The organism is Mycolicibacterium gadium, assembly GCF_010728925.1.
Classification (GTDB): domain Bacteria; phylum Actinomycetota; class Actinomycetes; order Mycobacteriales; family Mycobacteriaceae; genus Mycobacterium; species Mycobacterium gadium.
In genome coordinates this window covers 1,997,494-2,014,481 of record NZ_AP022608.1, presented here as the reverse complement: position 1 = coordinate 2,014,481, position 16,988 = coordinate 1,997,494, and the positions used below count along the sequence as shown (strand labels likewise).

Annotated in this window: 18 protein-coding genes and 1 tRNA gene; 9 read left to right on the top strand and 10 right to left on the bottom strand. The window is 64.6% G+C overall.

Annotated features, from left to right (window positions below):
* Nucleotides 1-33: 33 nt before the first annotated feature.
* The 3 genes from pgm to G6N36_RS10060 all read left to right on the top strand — a co-directional run bounded on the left by pgm (nucleotide 34) and on the right by G6N36_RS10060 (nucleotide 3,071).
* Nucleotides 34-1,668, top strand: a complete 1,635-nt coding sequence (gene pgm / locus G6N36_RS10070; protein ID WP_163686386.1) for a phosphoglucomutase (alpha-D-glucose-1,6-bisphosphate-dependent) — start codon at nucleotides 34-36, stop codon at nucleotides 1,666-1,668.
* Nucleotides 1,665-2,945 carry an MFS transporter gene (locus G6N36_RS10065; protein WP_163686385.1) on the top strand — a complete coding sequence of 427 codons (1,281 nt, stop codon included), beginning with the start codon at nucleotides 1,665-1,667 and terminating at the stop codon, nucleotides 2,943-2,945. The genes pgm and G6N36_RS10065 overlap by 4 nt, the downstream gene beginning before the upstream one ends.
* A 53-nt stretch (nucleotides 2,946-2,998) precedes the next feature.
* Nucleotides 2,999-3,071: transfer RNA gene (locus G6N36_RS10060), tRNA-Ala, on the top strand.
* A gap of 40 nt (nucleotides 3,072-3,111) precedes the next feature.
* On the opposite strand, the gene G6N36_RS10055 is transcribed toward G6N36_RS10060, so the two are convergent.
* The 4 genes from G6N36_RS10055 to G6N36_RS29770 all read right to left on the bottom strand — a co-directional run bounded on the left by G6N36_RS10055 (nucleotide 3,112) and on the right by G6N36_RS29770 (nucleotide 7,379).
* Complete coding sequence (locus G6N36_RS10055; RefSeq protein WP_372512415.1) at nucleotides 3,112-3,912, bottom strand: Coq4 family protein; 801 nt, start codon at nucleotides 3,910-3,912, stop codon at nucleotides 3,112-3,114.
* A 73-nt stretch (nucleotides 3,913-3,985) separates the two neighbouring features.
* Complete coding sequence (locus G6N36_RS10050) at nucleotides 3,986-4,603, bottom strand: TetR/AcrR family transcriptional regulator (protein WP_163686384.1); 618 nt, start codon at nucleotides 4,601-4,603, stop codon at nucleotides 3,986-3,988.
* A gap of 249 nt (nucleotides 4,604-4,852) precedes the next feature.
* The gene (locus tag G6N36_RS10045) at nucleotides 4,853-6,808 is read right to left on the bottom strand and encodes a serine/threonine-protein kinase (protein ID WP_163686383.1); all 1,956 of its coding nucleotides are present in this window, start codon (nucleotides 6,806-6,808) and stop codon (nucleotides 4,853-4,855) included.
* A gap of 244 nt (nucleotides 6,809-7,052) precedes the next feature.
* Entirely contained in the window at nucleotides 7,053-7,379 is a 327-nt protein-coding gene (locus G6N36_RS29770; RefSeq protein WP_235690001.1) for a hypothetical protein, read from the bottom strand.
* A 429-nt stretch (nucleotides 7,380-7,808) separates the two neighbouring features.
* Here G6N36_RS29770 and G6N36_RS10035 point away from each other — a divergent pair, with 429 nt between their 5' ends.
* The 3 genes from G6N36_RS10035 to G6N36_RS10025 all read left to right on the top strand — a co-directional run bounded on the left by G6N36_RS10035 (nucleotide 7,809) and on the right by G6N36_RS10025 (nucleotide 10,817).
* Nucleotides 7,809-8,420, top strand: a complete 612-nt coding sequence (locus G6N36_RS10035) for a hypothetical protein (protein ID WP_163686382.1) — start codon at nucleotides 7,809-7,811, stop codon at nucleotides 8,418-8,420.
* Nucleotides 8,417-9,790 carry a coiled-coil domain-containing protein gene (locus tag G6N36_RS10030; protein ID WP_163686381.1) on the top strand — a complete coding sequence of 458 codons (1,374 nt, stop codon included), beginning with the start codon at nucleotides 8,417-8,419 and terminating at the stop codon, nucleotides 9,788-9,790. The genes G6N36_RS10035 and G6N36_RS10030 overlap by 4 nt, the downstream gene beginning before the upstream one ends.
* A gap of 226 nt (nucleotides 9,791-10,016) precedes the next feature.
* Complete coding sequence (locus tag G6N36_RS10025) at nucleotides 10,017-10,817, top strand: mycofactocin-coupled SDR family oxidoreductase (RefSeq protein WP_163686380.1); 801 nt, start codon at nucleotides 10,017-10,019, stop codon at nucleotides 10,815-10,817.
* Between the two features lie 50 nt (nucleotides 10,818-10,867).
* Here G6N36_RS10025 and G6N36_RS10020 read toward each other — a convergent pair whose 3' ends face one another.
* Nucleotides 10,868-11,137 (bottom strand): hypothetical protein, encoded by a 270-nt coding sequence (locus G6N36_RS10020; RefSeq protein ID WP_163686379.1) that lies wholly within the window; start codon nucleotides 11,135-11,137, stop codon nucleotides 10,868-10,870.
* 131 nt (nucleotides 11,138-11,268) lie between these two features.
* The gene (locus tag G6N36_RS10015) at nucleotides 11,269-11,598 is read right to left on the bottom strand and encodes a hypothetical protein (RefSeq protein ID WP_163686378.1); all 330 of its coding nucleotides are present in this window, start codon (nucleotides 11,596-11,598) and stop codon (nucleotides 11,269-11,271) included.
* Between the two features lie 502 nt (nucleotides 11,599-12,100).
* On the opposite strand from G6N36_RS10015, the gene G6N36_RS10010 reads away from it, so the two are divergent.
* From G6N36_RS10010 to G6N36_RS10000, 3 genes are all read left to right on the top strand, one after another.
* Nucleotides 12,101-13,027, top strand: coding sequence for a hypothetical protein (locus G6N36_RS10010; RefSeq protein WP_163690581.1), 927 nt, complete (start codon nucleotides 12,101-12,103; stop codon nucleotides 13,025-13,027).
* Complete coding sequence (locus G6N36_RS10005) at nucleotides 13,020-13,982, top strand: hypothetical protein (RefSeq protein WP_163686377.1); 963 nt, start codon at nucleotides 13,020-13,022, stop codon at nucleotides 13,980-13,982. The genes G6N36_RS10010 and G6N36_RS10005 overlap by 8 nt, the downstream gene beginning before the upstream one ends.
* A gap of 89 nt (nucleotides 13,983-14,071) precedes the next feature.
* Nucleotides 14,072-14,251, top strand: coding sequence for a hypothetical protein (locus tag G6N36_RS10000; RefSeq protein ID WP_163686376.1), 180 nt, complete (start codon nucleotides 14,072-14,074; stop codon nucleotides 14,249-14,251).
* Between the two features lie 7 nt (nucleotides 14,252-14,258).
* Here the strand turns inward: G6N36_RS10000 and G6N36_RS09995 are convergent, their stop codons facing one another.
* The 4 genes from G6N36_RS09995 to G6N36_RS09980 are packed head-to-tail and all read right to left on the bottom strand — an operon-like array spanning nucleotide 14,259 to nucleotide 16,896.
* Nucleotides 14,259-15,248 carry a glycoside hydrolase family 6 protein gene (locus G6N36_RS09995; protein ID WP_163690580.1) on the bottom strand — a complete coding sequence of 330 codons (990 nt, stop codon included), beginning with the start codon at nucleotides 15,246-15,248 and terminating at the stop codon, nucleotides 14,259-14,261.
* 12 nt (nucleotides 15,249-15,260) lie between these two features.
* Nucleotides 15,261-15,740 (bottom strand): ribonuclease HI, encoded by a 480-nt coding sequence (gene rnhA / locus G6N36_RS09990; protein WP_179964756.1) that lies wholly within the window; start codon nucleotides 15,738-15,740, stop codon nucleotides 15,261-15,263.
* 1 nt (nucleotide 15,741) lies between these two features.
* The gene (locus tag G6N36_RS09985) at nucleotides 15,742-15,930 is read right to left on the bottom strand and encodes a helix-hairpin-helix domain-containing protein (protein ID WP_163686375.1); all 189 of its coding nucleotides are present in this window, start codon (nucleotides 15,928-15,930) and stop codon (nucleotides 15,742-15,744) included.
* A gap of 51 nt (nucleotides 15,931-15,981) precedes the next feature.
* Nucleotides 15,982-16,896, bottom strand: a complete 915-nt coding sequence (locus G6N36_RS09980; RefSeq protein ID WP_235690000.1) for an SPFH domain-containing protein — start codon at nucleotides 16,894-16,896, stop codon at nucleotides 15,982-15,984.
* Nucleotides 16,897-16,988: the final 92 nt, after the last annotated feature.

Genomic DNA, 16,988 nt, shown 5'->3' with positions numbered 1-16,988 from the left:
GTGCGCGGCGGGGAAACAGAGCAGACTGGACACATGGCGGCCAATCCCCGCGCCGGTCAACCGGCGCAACCCGAGGATCTCATTGATGTGGCGCAGGTTGTCACGGCGTACTACACCGTCGAACCCGATCCCGAGAACGTCGATCAGCAGGTGGCGTTCGGCACGTCGGGCCATCGCGGTTCGAGCCTGGATGCGGCGTTCAACGAGGCGCACATCGTCGCGACGACCCAGGCCATCGTCGAGTACCGGCATGCGCAGGGCACGTCCGGCCCGCTGTTCATCGGACGTGACACGCACGCACTCTCCGAACCCGCGTGGGCGTCGGCGCTGGAGGTGCTCGCCGCCAACGACGTCGTCGCGATGATCGATTCAGCGGACCGCTTCACCCCGACGCCCGCCGTCAGCCATGCCATCCTGACCTTCAACGACGGACGTGACGGCGATCTGGCCGACGGGATCGTGGTCACGCCGTCGCACAATCCGCCACGTGACGGCGGTTTCAAGTACAACCCGCCCAACGGCGGACCTGCTGACACCGACGCCACCGGCGCAATTGCCAAGCGGGCCAACGAGATCCTGCGCGGCGGCCTCAAGGATGTGAAGCGGATACCGCTGGCCGGCGCCCTAAAGACCGCGGAGCGTCACGACTACCTCGACGCTTACATCGCCGACCTGCCCAACGTCGTGGACCTGCATGCGATCAGCGCCGAGGGAATCCGCATCGGCGCCGACCCCCTGGGTGGCGCGAGCGTCGATTACTGGGGCGCCATCGCCGAGCGACACAACCTGAAGCTCACCGTGGTCAATCCGCTCGTCGATGCGACGTGGCGGTTCATGACGCTCGACACCGACGGCAAGATTCGGATGGACTGCAGTTCGCCCAACGCGATGGCGTCATTGATCGCCAACCGCGACAGCTACCAGATCGCGACGGGCAACGACGCGGACTCCGACCGGCACGGCATCGTCACACCCGATGGTGGGTTGCTCAATCCGAACCACTTCCTGGCTGTGGCGATCGACTACCTGTGCGCCAACAGGCCCGAGTGGCCGGCGTCCACGGCCGTCGGTAAGACCGCGGTGAGTTCGTCGATCATCGACCGGGTCGTCGCCGGGCTGGGCCGAAAATTGGTCGAGGTTCCGGTGGGCTTCAAGTGGTTCGTCGACGGATTGCTCAGCGGCACTATCGGTTTCGGTGGCGAGGAGAGCGCCGGGGCGTCGTTCTTGCGGCGCAACGGGTCGGTGTGGACTACGGATAAGGACGGCATCATCCTGGCGTTGCTAGCGTCGGAGATCCTGGCGAAGACTGGTTCGACGCCGTCGCAGCGATACGACGCGCTTGCCGAAAAGTACGGTGCGCCAACGTACGCCCGCATCGACGCGCCTGCCAACCGTGAACAGAAGGCGCGGCTTGCCAAGCTGTCGGCCGAGCAGGTCAGCGCCACCGAGCTGGCGGGCGAGGCGATCACCGCGAAGCTGACGACAGCGCCGGGCAACGGCGCGCCGCTGGGCGGTCTGAAGGTGACGACGGAGAACGCGTGGTTCGCTGCGCGCCCGTCGGGTACCGAGGACGTCTACAAGATCTACGCCGAGTCGTTCCGCGGGCCGGACCATCTTGCCGAGGTGCAGGAAGCGGCCAAGGACGTGGTGAATAAAGTCATTGCGTGAGTTCTGACGCGGAGGCCGACTGTTCGACAGACAGTTCCGGCTCTGGTGGCAAGCCGAAGCTCCCGCGTGAGGTCTGGCTGCTGGTTTCGGCAAACGTCGTAGTCGCGCTCGGCTACGGAGTGGTCTCGCCGGTTCTTCCGCAGTATGCCCGCCACTTCGGTGTGAGCATCAGCGCAGCGACTTTCGTCATCACGGCGTTCGCGTTGATGCGGTTGGTGGCCGCTCCGCCGGCCGGCTGGCTGGTCCAGCGGCTGGGGGAGCGTCGGGTCTACATCAACGGCCTGCTGATCGTCGCCGTGTCGACGGCGGTGTGCGCGTTCGCGCAGACGTATTGGCAGTTGCTGCTGTTCCGGTCGCTCGGCGGCCTCGGGTCGGCCATGTTCTCGGTGTCGTCGCTGGCCTTGATGATTCGGATCTCGCCCCAGGATGCACGCGGTCGCGTCGCGGGCCTGTTCTCGTCAGGGTTCCTCATCGGATCGGTCGGCGGACCTGTGCTCGGTAGCCTCACGGCCGGGCTGGGTCTGGCGGCACCGTTCGCGATCTACGGGGCCGCGCTGCTCGTCGCGGCCGGGGTGGTGTTCTTCAGCCTGCGGGGGAGCACGCTGACCGCCCCCGAAGAATCCGACGAGCCTGCGGTCACCCTGCGAGAGGTGTTGCGACACCGTGCCTACCTCGCCGCATTGCTATCCAACTTCGCTACGGGATGGGCGGCGTTCGGGCTGCGTATCGCACTGGTGCCGCTGTTCATCGTGGAGGGACTGGGCCGCGGGACCGGCGTCGCGGGCCTGGCGCTGGCGACGTTCGCCATCGGCAACGTCTCAGTCGTGATCCCCAGCGGCTACCTGTCCGACCGGATCGGGCGGCGCAAGTTGCTCATCGTGGGACTGCTGGCCGCAGCGATCTCCACGAGCCTGCTCGGGGTGACGAGCTCGCTCGTGATCTTCCTGGTGACCGCGTACATCTCGGGGGCGGCGACGGGCATCTTCATCTCGCCTCAGCAGGCGGCAGTCGCCGACATCGTCGGGAACAAGTCCAGGGGCGGGGGACCGGTCGCCCTCTTCCAGATGATGGTCGACTTCGGATCAATCGGCGGGTCGCTGGTCGTGGGGTTGATCGCCCAGCATCTGTCGTTCGGCTGGGCGTTCGTCGTCAGCGGCGCGGTCCTGTCAATCGCGGCAATCGGTTGGGTCTTTGCGCCGGAGACTTACAGCCGGCCCGCGGCAAGGCCGACTCCATCCCGGCCGCTAGGGCCGGAGGGTTCCGGCGAAGTGCCCTGACCAGCGATTTTGATGGCTCACCGCAGGTGGTGTAACTTCGATGGGCACCACAAGGGGCTATGGCGCAGCTGGTAGCGCACCACACTGGCAGTGTGGGGGTCAGGGGTTCGAGTCCCCTTAGCTCCACTTTCGGAACCGCAGGGCCGCGATCGGAAGAAGGCTCAAGCTACAGACGTAGTTCGTCGTAGTCCCAGTGCGTTGGTGTGGTCATGCCACTGGGCATCCAGTCGGTGTACCAGGTGCCGCTCGGGTGTGCGGCCGCTTTTGAGGCCACCCCGAGGAGTTCCCGGACCTCATTGAGAGGTTGGCCGAGCAATTCTTCCCAGGGTGCTACGAAGATGTTGTCGGCGCGTCTGCCACGCTCAGTGGCTTCTTGATAACAGCGCAGTTTATGGGCAAGCGATGCTCCCGGCGTGATGATCGTCAGAATGAGGCCCGCCAAGCGGATCGGACCAGCCGGCTCGGTCTGTCCGCAATAAAAGCCGAGTGCCAGTGCTTCACCGGCTGCATCCGGGCCGTAACCGGTAATCGCGTGCAGCACATCATGGAGCGCCGTGCCTCGCAGCACGTTGTAGTAGTAGTCCTCGGACCAGTTGTTCTTCTCGGCAATGGGACGAATGACAGCTTCGGTGTAGACGCCGGCGTCCAGCCGATTGGTCTTCAGGAACGACCGGAACGCATGGCCGACGGTTCCAGCAGGAAGGGACGCCAGGTAGTCGTCATCTTCCAAGCGCGCCAGGATATTGGGTTTGTTCTCAAACAATTTGCGCCCGTTGGGATGTGCGCGCATTCGGTAGTAACCACGGGCCATGGCAGGTGTCGAGATCGTTACTAGTGTCTCGTAGAGCCTGTCGAGATCCTTCCCTGGTTCGAACAGGGTCCGCCAGCACGACAGCACTTCCCTGACGTTGATCCGTTCGGGTACAACGCCCCCTGGGTTGCGGTATGGGGGCAGTTGCACGGCGATTTTGGTTATTTGTGCTGATCCTCCTTGAGCAGTTCCACCGAAATGCACTGGCCTACTTGCTGACTCGTTTGGTTCATGTATCCGGCGCCGACTCACCAAACAGGGAATCGAAACTCTCGAGTAGCTGCGGCCTCGCGATTAGCCACAACGCGTCTGGGTCGAGGCTCTCGCCCAAATTCGACATCGCCAACCCTCTCAAGGTCGCCAACCCGATCATCACCCACTCCGCGAAACCAGGGCGCGACGCCAAATCCGGGAAAGCGCCCACGGTCGCCTCAGTAATGCTCACGGCTTGCGCGTTGGCGACATCATTCATCGCCGCCCGTAGGGCGGCGTCGGTGCGCGCGGCCACCCATAGTTCCAGTGCGGCGGTGAACAGCGGCCCACGATGCGCGTTCCACACCCGATCCAGAAGCCGGCCGATTCGTTCACTGGAATTGCCGACCAGCTGCGCTTCGCTCATGAACTCTTCGGCCATGCGATCGCCAAGAGTCTTCACCGCCGCCGCCATCAGATCCGCCTTGCCCGAGAAATGGTGTTGCAAAGCGCCAAGAGTCACGCCCGCTCGGGCCGCGATATGACGTGTCGACGTATTCGCGTATCCCCGTTCCACCAAGCAGTCAATCGTCGCGGCAAGCACACGCGACCGCGTTGCTGCACGGCGCTCGGCCTGATTTCGGCGCTCCGCCACCAACCCAAGTTACATACCATACGAACGACATGTCAATAGGGCCGCGACTGGCCGTCACATCACAGCCAGACTGCGCATCCCGAGGCCTCGAGACCGACCAGACGGCGGGAGTCCGGCAAATATTGGCCCACCGGAGGCATCTGATCGCGAAAAAACGGAAGCCGCGACGGCTGTGAGCAGGCCGAGCGGTCCCGGGCACTGTCGTGGTTCACCCGCGTGGCGACTCGCCGCACACAGCGAATGTGAAGGCTAGTGTGGCGCTCGGTGGCGAATCACCCGCTCGAGCGCGCGAATGTCGGATTCGATCAACCGCGACAGCCAATACGCGAGCAAGAACCCGGCAATTCCACCAATGCACAGCACCCTGATCGGAACGATGACTGCGGCGATCTCGGGGGCGGTCAGGAAACTGACGGCCACAATGCCGAGCAACGGCACGGAAGCAGCGATCGCCAAATAACGTGACAGTCGACGCCTGAGCGCTCGAAGCTGCTCTGCCTCTTGCACATTCGTCTGGCCGTATGCGACCAATTCTGGATAGACGCTGCGCACGATGAAAAAAGTCAAGAGGAAGAACGGGTATGCGATCGCGATCGCGCCGCACACCGTGATCGACCCGAAGAAGTGCATTGCAGACCTACCGGGAATCCCACCCGCGGCGAACTCCATCGTGAGTGGGAAATTCAACGCGGCCACCAGCCACAAGCAGGACACCACGATCACCACTCGATCAGCCGCGACGAGACAGTCATGGCGTGTCTGCGCTAACACTTCCGCGGGCGGTGCCGGCCCTCGGCGTAGACGCCGCGGAACCAGGATGACCCGGCGGCACCAGTACAGCAATACCGCACCGCCGAGCGGGAAGGAGATCAGGTTGGACAGAGTGGTGACCAGCACGAACCGGTGCTGGGCCTGCTCTGAGAGCTGGCTGACGATCAGCAGGTGATTGTGCTGAATGTTGTATGCGCTGGCCAGCAGATTGGGTACTAGGACAGACACCAAAGCGATCGGCAGGAAAAACGGCCGCAGCCGCAGGCGCCAACTGTTCTCCGGCGGATCTACCAAATCGCGAGCTTGAGGGTCAAGGCACAGCTGGAGCTGCTCGGCGAGTTCGGCGCCTGATGCCCAGCGTTGTTCACGGTCGGCGCTCAGTGCCTTCAGTAGAACTCGACGCAGTGCGGCAGGGCAGTCGCCGGGAAGGCTGGCGAGCGCCGCCGACGAAAGCCCTTCCGAGCGGGTGGTCAGCATGAGCTCGAGCGCGGTGGTGTCGCCGACCAATCCGGCCGAGGCCGCCCGAGCGACTTGCGCCGCGGAATCATCAAATGGCTTCAGGCCGGTCAGGATCTCCCACAGCACGACCGCGAGCGAGTAAATATCGCTGCGGGTATCGAGGTTTGCTGCCTCCAACGTGTGCCCGGGTCGGCAAGCCATCAGCTGCTCGGGAGACATGTAGGAGAGTGAGCCGCCGAAATACTCGAATGGGCTTGCGCCCGATACGTTGCGGGAGAAGCTGATGTTGAAGTCCGCGAGTTTGGGGGTCCCATCGGGTGCGAGCAGTACGTTCGCTAGCTTGACGTCTCGGTGCAGGACGCCTTTTGAATCCGCATAGTGCAACGCTCCAGCCAGTCGTTTACCCAGCCATGCGACAGTCTCGGGCCAGGAAAGGGTCGCTAGCTCAGCGCGAGTTGGGGATTCTGCGGGCCGGCTTTCGCCGCGTGACTCCAGTGCGATGTCTACGGCGTCGAGCAGCGCCTGACCGGAGTCGGGTCGCCGGTCCGCACCGAATACCACCCGACCAAGGTCGAGCAGCGTCCCGCCGGGCAAATACTGCATGTACAGAAGCCGCCAGTCTCGATCGCGGAGAATGCGTTGGTCGAAGACTCGGACGATGTAATCGTGATCAAGCTGAGCGAGGGTTTGCGGTTCGTGGCCGCGATTCGCGGAAATCTTGACCGCCACCAGTCGCTGCAGCGACAGTTGCCTGGCTAAAAAGACTCGCGCGAATGCGCCGCTGCCGAGCTCGATGAGCAGATCGAAGTCGTCGAGACGCTGGCCGACGTCGATCTGAGAGAGCGGCGCGGATGGGCTGATATCAGCAAACGATGATTCGAATGCGCCGGCGCGAACTTCTGTCAGTTGGCCGGTGTCGGTCCCTGCTTGAGTCTGAGTGAACTCTGCAGGGTCGTTGGCAGTCGGGTCTGTCATGGCAATCTCGCATCGGGTCGCCTAAATCGTAGCGGCTGTGGTGTCCGAAGCTTGAGACTTCCTGGAGTTGCGGGCGCCTCGGCATCTGGCGGATGGGTTCGCGGCTGTATCGCGACGATCACCGATGAGCATCTGAGTAACCCCGCCGACTCGGCGCCGAAGGTTGCCGCCCAGATCGTTGCCAATGAAGCTGCGCGGTGATGGACGAGGCTCGTGATCTCCTGGCGAACAGGCAGACGCCGCGTTACTGCGACTCGGACTCTGGGAAGCCCAGACTCCAGCCGCGGTAGGTGTAGTTGTCGTCGCCCACACTGGGACTGGACAGGATTTGGATGTTGCTCCCGTCGCCGTATCCCGGTGAGAGCCCTTGGACCCCGCCGGATACATAGGTCCCGTCCCCGCGGGCGATGTCGATATGGGCGCCGACGAATCCTCTGCTGAAGACAAGTGCCCCACGGGGCGGGTTCATGTCCTTGTGGATTCTGCCTTGCTCGAGAAGTGTTTGGTACATGGTCTCGGCAGCGCCGTCCCAACCATATTGCTCCTGCGGCACGCCGAATGCGTAGGCCACCAGAGCTTCACAGCCATAGATACCGAATTCGTCTGTCCCGAGGAGGCTTTCGGCTCTGGCGATAGCGGCGTCGGCTCCGGGGATCGTCGTCGACCGTGGCTCAGCTGAGGCACTCGCGGCGAATAGGAGTGTCGCCGCCAGGCAAGTGACTACGAAAGACAGACTTCTTCGGACGTTCAACTCGTGGCTCCGGTTCTTGGCCTGTGCGGTGCGCTTGGTACGGCAAGGTGAGTGCTTGGGTTCGTCGCTGACAGTCAATCCATGCCCCTTCCTGCCCCGGCTAAACGCGATCAGCAAAGTTGATCACATTCGTGGGGGACCAACCGATGAATTGTGATGCGAGGGCATCACCCGCGTGTCCCGTCGAGCCATGATCACTGCTTCGAAGTTCCGTCATTGCAGGTGCCCACACGATGCGAGACTGGCTTTGTGGACCATGTACCTCCAGTAGGCATTCTCGGAGATCTACCTGCGCGGGACTTCGTGGTCTCGCCTGGCTTTGCCGGCCTAGCGGCGCTGGTGGCAGCGGTCATCGCGGCGTGCGCGGTGCTTTACGCGTCAAGACGGGCGCGTCAGCGGTTCGAGCAGCATCGTGATCGAGATGAACGCCGTCAGGAACAGGCTCGCCGCGACGCGGAGAACGCGCTGGCGTGGGAGCGCTGGCAGTGGGTGGTCGACACCGCCGGGATCGAGCCTGCCGCGAGCGAGGGGGCCACTCTGGGGCTTGGGCCCGCCGTGACCCTCGAGTTGTTGAGTGGGTTGATTCGTGATGCCGAGCGACTGGGCGATGACACGCTCGCCAAGGCTGTGGCGGTGTACCAGGAGCAGCTCACGTTGGTGCTGGCACAACAAGCCGGTCCGGTTTCCGACATCGCCGGGGCAACGGCCAAGCGCCCGCCCGATGAGACTCGCGACAACAACCCTGCATCGGCGCACCGGAAACCAAGCATGCCGGCACCGACGGTCGCGGCTGAAAAGTCTTCCACCGAAACGCCCTCCGCCACAATGGCGGAGACCAGCGGAGGGCGGCGTCGCCGATGACGACGACTCGCCAACACATCGAGGACCTCGATGTCGACAGATGGGCGGCGTTGACACGACGCGCGGCGGCAGAGTCGGTCGCCGCCGCGCAGCGGTTGGGGTTACAACCACGGGCTGAATCCGTCGCATTGGCGGGGATGAGCGACCGCGAACTCGCCCACCACCGCGAACGCAAAGGGCCACCGGTGCCACGCCGATCGCTGGCGATGCAACTCGTCGAGGCTGACCATCTGCGCCGGGTGGCCGAAGAGCAGGCGCGCGTGGCGCATCAGGGCAGGCTCGACGCTGAGGCGGCGGCCTCGCATGCGCGGGCCGAAGCCGAACAGTCAGCACGCGTTGCCGCGGCGGCGGGTGAGCGAGTCCGCGCGGTTGAGGCCGAGGCCGAGCGCAAGGACGCGGAAAGAAGGGCCGAACGGGCAGCCGATCAACAGGCGGTGCAGCAGGCGCAGGCCGAGATCGAGCGGGTGCGAGTTGGTGCGGCGGCTGAGGTGGCGGCGGCCGAAGAGAGGGTTCGGGCGGCCGAGGCGCGTGCCCTGGAGCGGAGCGCCGAACGGACGACCGAGCGCGCAGCCGGCGAGCAGGCGGTGCAGCAACTGCAGGCCGAGATCGAACGGGTCCGCGCCGATGCGGCGGCTGCGGTGGCGGCGGCCCAAGAGAGGGTTGGCGCCGCGGAGGCGCGTGCCGTCGAACGGAGCACCGAGCGGACAAACGAGCGGGCGACGGGCGAAGAAGCCGTGCAGCGGGTGCGCCGCGAGTTGGAAAAGTTGCGCTCTGACAGCGCCGCTGAGGTGGCGGCCGCGCGTGGGCAAGCGAGTGGCGACGTGGCCGCCGCGCGGGAGGCCGCCGAGGCCGAGATCGCCGCTGCGCGTCAAGCCGCAGACGCGGAAGTTGCGCGTTGGGAGGCCCACGCGCTGAATATGGAGCGATGGGCGCGGGGCGAAGTGTCGACCCACCTGTTGACGATTCCCGTTCCGCCGCCGGAGCTACGTGCCCAGATCTGGTCGGTCGAAACCACGATCGACATGCTTTACCAGATCTGTCATGTGCTGGAGGTGGTTCTGGTTGAGGACGTCGAGTCGCCGTTCGTGCCCGATCTCGACTTCACGCGCAACCTAACTGGGAAGGTGCAAGAGCAGGCCAAGGATCTAACCCAAGAATTGGCCACGCTAGCCACGCGGTACTCCGATCAATCACAGGCGCAGGCCGCCGCCGGCTACGCCGAGGCCGCCGGTGACGCCTATCGCGCGCTTCTCCAGCGCATAGACGCTGGTGTTCAGCGACTGGGACGGCGCTTTCACAGCCCAGATGCTGAGATCCTCGCGACGATCACGGCCATGCTCGCTGATCTTCGAGCGCAAGGTCTGCACTAGATCGACTTTGCCCGACGCGCGACCCGGATAGTTGTCATCGCCGAACAGTTGTCAGCGCGACGTCGGGGTAAGTTGCGACGTGTGAGCGAAGTCAGAGTTCGCGTGCAGACCGGTGCACGTCGCCTAGCGGCCGTGACGACGGCGCACACCGGTGACGATGTTGCCGGGATATCCGGAGAGAAAACAGTTTTCGTGGACCCGGTCAACGAGACGGCGAGCTGACGGTATGGGTGTGTTGGACGGCCGTGTTGCGCTGATCACCGGCGGCGCGCGTGGGCAGGGGCGCGCGCATGCATTGGCATTGGCCGCCGAAGGGGCGAACGTCGTAATCGCCGATGCGCCCCGGCCGATGAACTTGACCTATCCACTAGGCACGGAAGACGACCTCCGTGACACGGCCGAACTGGTCGGGGAGCTCGGCTCCGCCTGTCTTCCGATCGTGATGGACGTGCGGGATCCCGCCGCAGTGAGCGCCGCCGTCGAAGAAACCGTGGGCAGCTTCGGAAGTCTCGACATCGTGGTGGCGAACGCGGGCGTCGTGAGCACCGGACCGCTACAAGATGTGACCGATGAGATTTGGCACCAACTCGTGGACACCAACCTGACGGGCGTGTTCCACACACTGCGGGCCGCCATTCCGGTGATGCGACGGCAGCGGTTCGGCCGGATCGTCGTCACCTCGTCGATGGGTGGCCGAATGGGCATCCCGGAACTGGGGGCGTACAACGCCACCAAGTGGGGAGTCATCGGGCTCGCGAAGTCATTGGCTTTGGAGGTCGCGAAAGAAGGGGTCACCGTCAATGTCATCTGCCCCACCACGGTGCACACGCCGATGGTGCAGCCAACGGGCGCCGACGATGTTCCTGACGAGTTGGTTCAACGGATGATGAGGGCAAACCCGATACCTCGGCCGTGGATTGAACCCGAGGACGTGAGTCACGGATTGCTCTATCTGGTCACAGATCCGGGCGTCGTCACCGGCAGCGTGCTCGAAATCGGTCTCGGTGGCAGCGCGCGAATTCACTGACGGCAAGAAGTTCAGCGCGGTCTGATCTTCCAATTCGGTTGTGTCGTCTGTTATCCGACGGGCCGGCGTATGCAGCACGTCGATGACGGGATCGCGGTTGGGCAGTCGGCGCCGGCGGAGTGATTCTGGAGCGAAACAGCGGCGATGCCGCACGGTGCGAACTGATTGATCGACGGGGCGGCGACCGACGCAGGTGCGAGCGCCGCGATCAGCATCGCCAATCCGAGTGCGGTGCTGAGGCAAATCGAGACCAGCAGCAACACGATCACGCGCATCTCCGTCGCTGTCGGTGGCATGCCGAGTTCGTCGTTGACTTTCATGGGTGAACCTCCGGATTGGGGCCAGGGCATCATCGCCTACGGCCTTCACCAGTTAAGACACCGCGGGCAGCGAGTTCGTGACGGTGATTCAGGACACGCCGCCTGCTTTGTCTCGATTACAGCGCGCGAGTTCACTGACGACGTTGAGTCATTTCCTCAGCCCACGCGACATGTCCATCGAAGCCAAGCGATTCCGCCATCGCGCCATACCTGCATACCAACTCACCGTAGGCAGGGCCGTCGCCGTGTGACCGGGCCTGCAGCGCCCGCAACCGCAGCAGCATGAGGTCCAGCATCACCGAACCGCCGGCGGGCGCCAAGTTCGCCAAGCAGTCGACCAACTCGAGCGCTTCGGCCCGGTCGCCGTCGGTGCCACGCTGAAGCAGGCCATCTCGTGTGCCTATCGAAAGCAGACGGCGGCCGCGCGCACCGGGGCATCGGAGCTTTAGATGTCCACCCATTCCGGGTCGGCCGGCATCACGGCGTGGTCCACCAAACGCGCGGTCGCCTCTGAAAGCATCACCGCGCCAGGAGGCGCCGCCGACTCCATCCTGTGCGCGAACCCACGGCCTCAGCTGTGGCAGCGTATCGCGCTGTCCCTGAACCGATCTCACCGGCAATCACTCGGCCCGAGTTCAGGCCCGCGTTCCGCACTCGGTGCAGAATTTGCCCGCGGAATGCGCGCCACAGGAACCGCAGATCACCTCCATGGCGGTGGTCCACCGCTGCCATCCCGGCTGGCGTCCACATCACTAATCGTGTATCGCTGATCGGCGATGCCCGCCAATGCGTCTAAACCCCAGGGAGAGCGCACTGATGGGACTAGCGTGAATTGAACCGGAGGTCGTCTCCGCCCTCCCCGAGGGTGATTGGTGGGTGGTGCGGTTGGACGCCGAATCGGACGGTGAACCCGGTGCCGAACACTTCGACGTCCTGACGCGGCATCGCCGCGATCGCGCGGTGATGGCGGTCGTCTTTCTGCTGCTGTTCGGATTCTCCTATAGCGAGGACTACGTCTTCGCGGTTCTGGAGGCGGCCGGCCGCGACGAAGTCGTGGCTTGGCTGGTGGGATTGGTCGGATTCGATGTGGCGGTGCTGAGCCTCGTAGGTCTGTTGAAGGGTGCCATCGGGCGTGCGGAGGGCGACTCGTCGCGTTTGCGGCGGTGGTGGTGGACAGCGTTTTCCGTCGTCGTGTGTATCGACGTGTTGTTGGTCCTGCTGCCCGACGAACACCCGCTGTGGATCGACCTGGCGTCTTCGGTGGTGTTGGCGATCGTCGTGGGACTGCTCATGATGGTGGCGCTCAACGGAGATCCGCTCACACTGTTCAGCGCGGGCCGACGTGCTGCGGCGCCGATGGATTGGGCGCGCGTACGCGCCGTGGTTCCGCTCGTGCTCGGGACCATCGCCGGCTATGTCGCAGCCACGGCATTCGACGACTTCTTCGACCTGGACACGGTGCGTGTCCTGGACGTGGAGATGGAGGCCGAAGTCGCCGCCATGCCATTGGCCGAGCAGCTTGAAGCGTTCGCAACTCTGTGTGAGGGCGCCGTCAGTCCCGCGTTCTTCGAGCAGGTCGTCGCAGTCATCCCCTTGCTATTGCTCACCATTGGCGTGGAGTTCAACTTCTTCCGGCGCGCTCTCGATGAGCCCGCCCAGCGCGCAGCCGCGGCGGCGACGGTCGCTGTGATGGCGATTGGACTGCTGTTGGCTGTGTCGACGCTGCCGTGGGCGGGCAGTGGCTGTGGCGGCGTGCTCGGGTACTGGCACGAGTATCTGACTTTTGTCGTCGCGGTTCAGGGCATCGCTACGGGGTTGGCGACGCTGCTGTGGCTGCTCGTGGTCAGCGCTCCCGATCAACGCATCCCGTCGGAGGCCAATCGTGTCTGAGCTCGCTATGCGCCAGCGGGGTGACCGCGCGGTGTTCGGGGTCGTCTTCGTCATGTTGTTCGCGTTTTCATACAGCGAGCAGGTCGTGTCGGGGCTGTTTCCCGTCATCGGCGGCGGTGGGCAGACGGGGTGGCGGGTCGCGGTGATTGCCGTCGATGCCGCGGTGTTGGGTTCGGTCGGATTGATGAAGCGCGTCATCGCCAGAGGCGACGGCGACGGGTCGCGGCTCTGGGGCTGGTGGTGGACTGGCGTCGTCGTGCTGCTGGGTGTCGATCTGTTTCGCCTATTCCCGCTGCAGTCGATTCAGGTCGACGTGGTGACCGCGACCCTGTACGCCGTAGCCATGGGCTGGACGACGGCGGCCTCGCTGAACTCCGATCCGCTCACGCTGTTCAGCACGGCGCGTCGGGTGGCCCTGCCCACGGATTGGCAGCGGGTCCGCGCGATCGTCCCATTGGTTCTGGGTACCTACCTCTGCTACCTCGCCGCGAGCGCGTACGTCGATTACTTCAACGTCGACACCATGCGAACACTTGATGCCGCGACCGAAGAACTCGTCGCCGAAATGGACGTCTCGCAACAGATGGCGGTGCTGTCTCAGCTGTGCGAGGGCGCGATCAGTCCGGTGTTTTTCCAGCAGATCGTCGGCGTCCTGCCGGTGCTCCTTCTGACCCTCGGTATCGAGTTCAACTACTTCCGCCGGACGCTGACCGACGCCGGACCGCGCGCGGCGACCGCGGCCACGGTGACGGTGTTGGCCGTCGGCCTCATCGGGGCGCTGTCGACGCTGCCCTGGGACGGCCAAGGTTGCGATGACGTGCTCTCCACCTGGCACGAGTACGTGGCCTTCCTGTTCGCGGTGCAGGCCATCTTCACCGGATTGGCCACTCTCGTATGGCTACTCGTTTCCAGTACGCCCGACACCGCAGCCGAAACGACACCCGCGTCGCACTGATCGGAACGAATGTTTGTCCGTCCCCGCGCCCGGGTACTGCGTCTGATGCACGACCCGACACAAGCGGGCGCAGTGCTGAGGAGGTGGACGTGGCGAGGCGGAACGACTACACAGGCGACCAATGTGACCGCGGGCACCCGGTGTACTTCCGGGTGGTCACCATCGGGTCCGGAGCGGAGTCACGCCGCGGCCCGTCATGTTGGTTCGACGACTGCCCGGTGCATCGCGCGTGGCAAGAGGCCGCCGGCCGGCGCAACGCCCCCGCGTGACCCAGACCTAGCGACCAGCGTTACCGGCTAGCTCGATGACGTACGAGTTCACGAAAGTGCCCGCAGGCGGATCGCCCTTGTCGCAGCTGCCGTCGGATTCCCCGGGGCGCTTGATCCACAGGTAGGCGTCGGCGTGCGGACCGGCGGTCGCGGTGGTGGGCGGCACACCGAGTGCACGGCCGCTGGGGTTGCACCAGTGCAGCGGTGAGTCCGGCGCGGCTCCGTTGCCGTTGCGCGACGTGTCGATGACGTAGTTCTTGCCTCCCGTGAGGCCTGAAATGGCTTCGCCGTAACCAATTTCCTCCTCGGTAGTGAAGAAGTTCGCCACGTTCAGGCTGAAGCCGCGGGCGCGCTCGACACCGGCCTGGCCGAGCCGCGACGCCATCTCTTCCGGGCTGTGCCAACGTAAATGGCCGGCGTCGACGTACACGGCCGCGGCCGGATTGCGCGTCAGTGAGTCGACCGCATACCGAATCAAGTCGTAGCGTTCCTGGCGCTGATCGTCGGACAGGCAGTCGGCCATCGCAAGCGCATCGGGTTCGAGGACGATAGCCGCCCGCGTCCCGCCGATCTGGGCTGCGATCCCGTCGATCCACCCGCGGTAGGCATCGCCTGACCCCATGCCGCCGGCAGCGAAGCTGCCGCAGTCGCGGTGCGGGATTCCGTAAATCGCGAACACCGGAATGGCGCCGGCAGCCGCCGCGTCACCGGTGTACTTCGCGACCGTCGACGCCGACGAGCCCGGGACGAGCCAGTACGCCTGTGGCGTGTCGGCGACGGCTCTCAGCTGCGGGTTCGGGGGTTCGGCCGCGTTCGCCGCACGCATCGCCGCTGAGTTCGGGTTCACGTAGAACGGCGCCCCGACCAGTGGGTTCGCGTCACTGGCCAGCCGCATCGCCGGGGTCTGACTGACCGGATCAGCGAGAAGACCGATGCCGACAACGGCGGCAACCGCCAGCAAAAACAACCGTGCGACTGTGTGTGCAGCTGAGGACATCACGCCAGGAAATTAGCAGACGACGCTGCGGGTCATCGCCTCGCGCATCCCCCGAGCGGCCAGCTGGTCGGCCAGTTCGTTGTCGGCGATACCGGCATGCCCCTTCACCCAGAACCACTCGACGCGGTGCCGCGCGCACGCTGTCTGCAGCCGTTGCCAGAGATCGACGTTCTTCACCGGCTCCTTCGCCGCGGTCATCCAGCCGTTCCGTTCCCAGCCGAGGACCCATTTGGTGATCCCGTTCCGGACGTAGGTGCTGTCGGTGTAGAGGTGTACCACCACGGATCGGGTGAGTGCCTCCAGCGCCATGATCGGCGCGGTCAGTTCCATTCGGTTGTTGCTCGTGACGCCGGGCTCACCGCCACACATCTCCCGGACGTGCTGACGGTGGCGCAGCACCGCCCCCCAGCCGCCCGGGCCCGGGTTGGGCCGGCACCCACCATCGGTGTGGATCACCACCGGCTCGTCGATGGACTCGGTCGAGTCGCCCATTTCAGCTCGCCCGTGCCTGGCGGAGCAGACGCACAGCTTTCGGTCCGACGCCATGAAGGGCCAGCAGGTCATCGAGATCGGCAGGCAGATCCGCCACCGTGCGGTAACCGGCGTCGATCAGGGCGCCGGTCGCAGGCCGGCCGAGGTTCAGACCGTCGAACACCGGTCCGCGATCCGATGCGTCGACCATGCGCCGAGGATAGGCACTCCGTGAGGCGATTTCACTGCGCGACGCGCGGCGTCAGCCTGCCTGGGGAACGACGTAGGTCGGCTGGTACGGGTTGAGCCCCTGCTTGATGGCCTCGGCCCGCAGGTAGTCATCGACCGACGGGTAGCCCTTGACCTCCGCGGCGCGTTTCAACGCCTCCTGCTCGGCGACCTTCGTCTCGGCCACGGCGGCCTGCAAGTCCGCCTCCGCCTTGGCCTTTTTTGCATTGGCCTCGGCGACACCCTGCGCCTGCGTCGCCTGAGCGTTCTGAATCGCGGCCTGCTCGCGTTCGATGGCTGCCTTGAGCTCCGGATTGACCGGCGTCGGCTTCAGCACCGTCACTTGAAAGTTGGTGAAGAAGTCGACCCCGTTGGTGCGGGCCTTACTGGCGTTCGGCAGGGATGTGAGAAGAGCGTTGCGGAATTCAGTACGCGCTTGCTCGTCGTTCCAGATCTGCTGCCACGTGTACTTCTGCGCTACACCGTTGAGCGTGTCCTGCAACGGTTGTCCGATCACGTAGTTCAACAGTTCGACCCAGCCGTCGCTGACCGTGCCGTCGTCGTTCAGCCAGCCGTTGTACTTGGTTCCGAAGTCGCGATGGAACTGCTTGAGCTTCTCGCAATCCGTCGTCAGATCGAACGTCACCACCACTGGAACGTTCATATCCGCGGGCGCCTTGGCGTTGGACACCACGACATAGGGGCCGCGCTCAGAACCGGGATCGCCCGTGGCATCCCAGGAGATTTGCCGAGCCGGATAGCGGTAGACGTGGTTGGTGATCTCATTCTGCGAGTTCTCTGGTTCGATGCATCCCCTCACCACCGGGTCGGTGGGGATCATCCAGTATCCGTCGACGACGACGGCCTGCTCGCCGGCTCCTACGCTGGCGTACGAGCATCCGGACAGCAGAGCCATGGAAATCCCAAGGGCCACAGCAGATTTCTTCACGGTCTTCACCTTTCGTTCATGGCTGTAGGTGCTGCCCCGGTACGCGCGACGGCACTGCTGCCTGAAAAGACTCGTCAGAACTGTACTGGTGC

What these genes read in the sequence shown, in the direction of transcription:
- G6N36_RS10025 (WP_163686380.1), top strand. Translation starts at nt 10,017, where the DNA reads ATGGGTGTGTTGGACGGCCGTGTTGCGCTGATCACCGGCGGCGCGCGT.
- rnhA (WP_179964756.1), bottom strand. Translation starts at nt 15,740, where the DNA reads ATGGGCGACTCGACCGAGTCCATCGACGAGCCGGTGGTGATCCACACC.
- G6N36_RS09985 (WP_163686375.1), bottom strand. Translation starts at nt 15,930, where the DNA reads ATGGTCGACGCATCGGATCGCGGACCGGTGTTCGACGGTCTGAACCTC.
- pgm (WP_163686386.1), top strand. Translation starts at nt 34, where the DNA reads ATGGCGGCCAATCCCCGCGCCGGTCAACCGGCGCAACCCGAGGATCTC.
- G6N36_RS10045 (WP_163686383.1), bottom strand. Translation starts at nt 6,808, where the DNA reads ATGACAGACCCGACTGCCAACGACCCTGCAGAGTTCACTCAGACTCAA.
- G6N36_RS10010 (WP_163690581.1), top strand. Translation starts at nt 12,101, where the DNA reads ATGGCGGTCGTCTTTCTGCTGCTGTTCGGATTCTCCTATAGCGAGGAC.
- G6N36_RS10015 (WP_163686378.1), bottom strand. Translation starts at nt 11,598, where the DNA reads ATGGGTGGACATCTAAAGCTCCGATGCCCCGGTGCGCGCGGCCGCCGT.
- G6N36_RS09995 (WP_163690580.1), bottom strand. Translation starts at nt 15,248, where the DNA reads ATGTCCTCAGCTGCACACACAGTCGCACGGTTGTTTTTGCTGGCGGTT.
- G6N36_RS10020 (WP_163686379.1), bottom strand. Translation starts at nt 11,137, where the DNA reads ATGAAAGTCAACGACGAACTCGGCATGCCACCGACAGCGACGGAGATG.
- G6N36_RS10030 (WP_163686381.1), top strand. Translation starts at nt 8,417, where the DNA reads ATGACGACGACTCGCCAACACATCGAGGACCTCGATGTCGACAGATGG.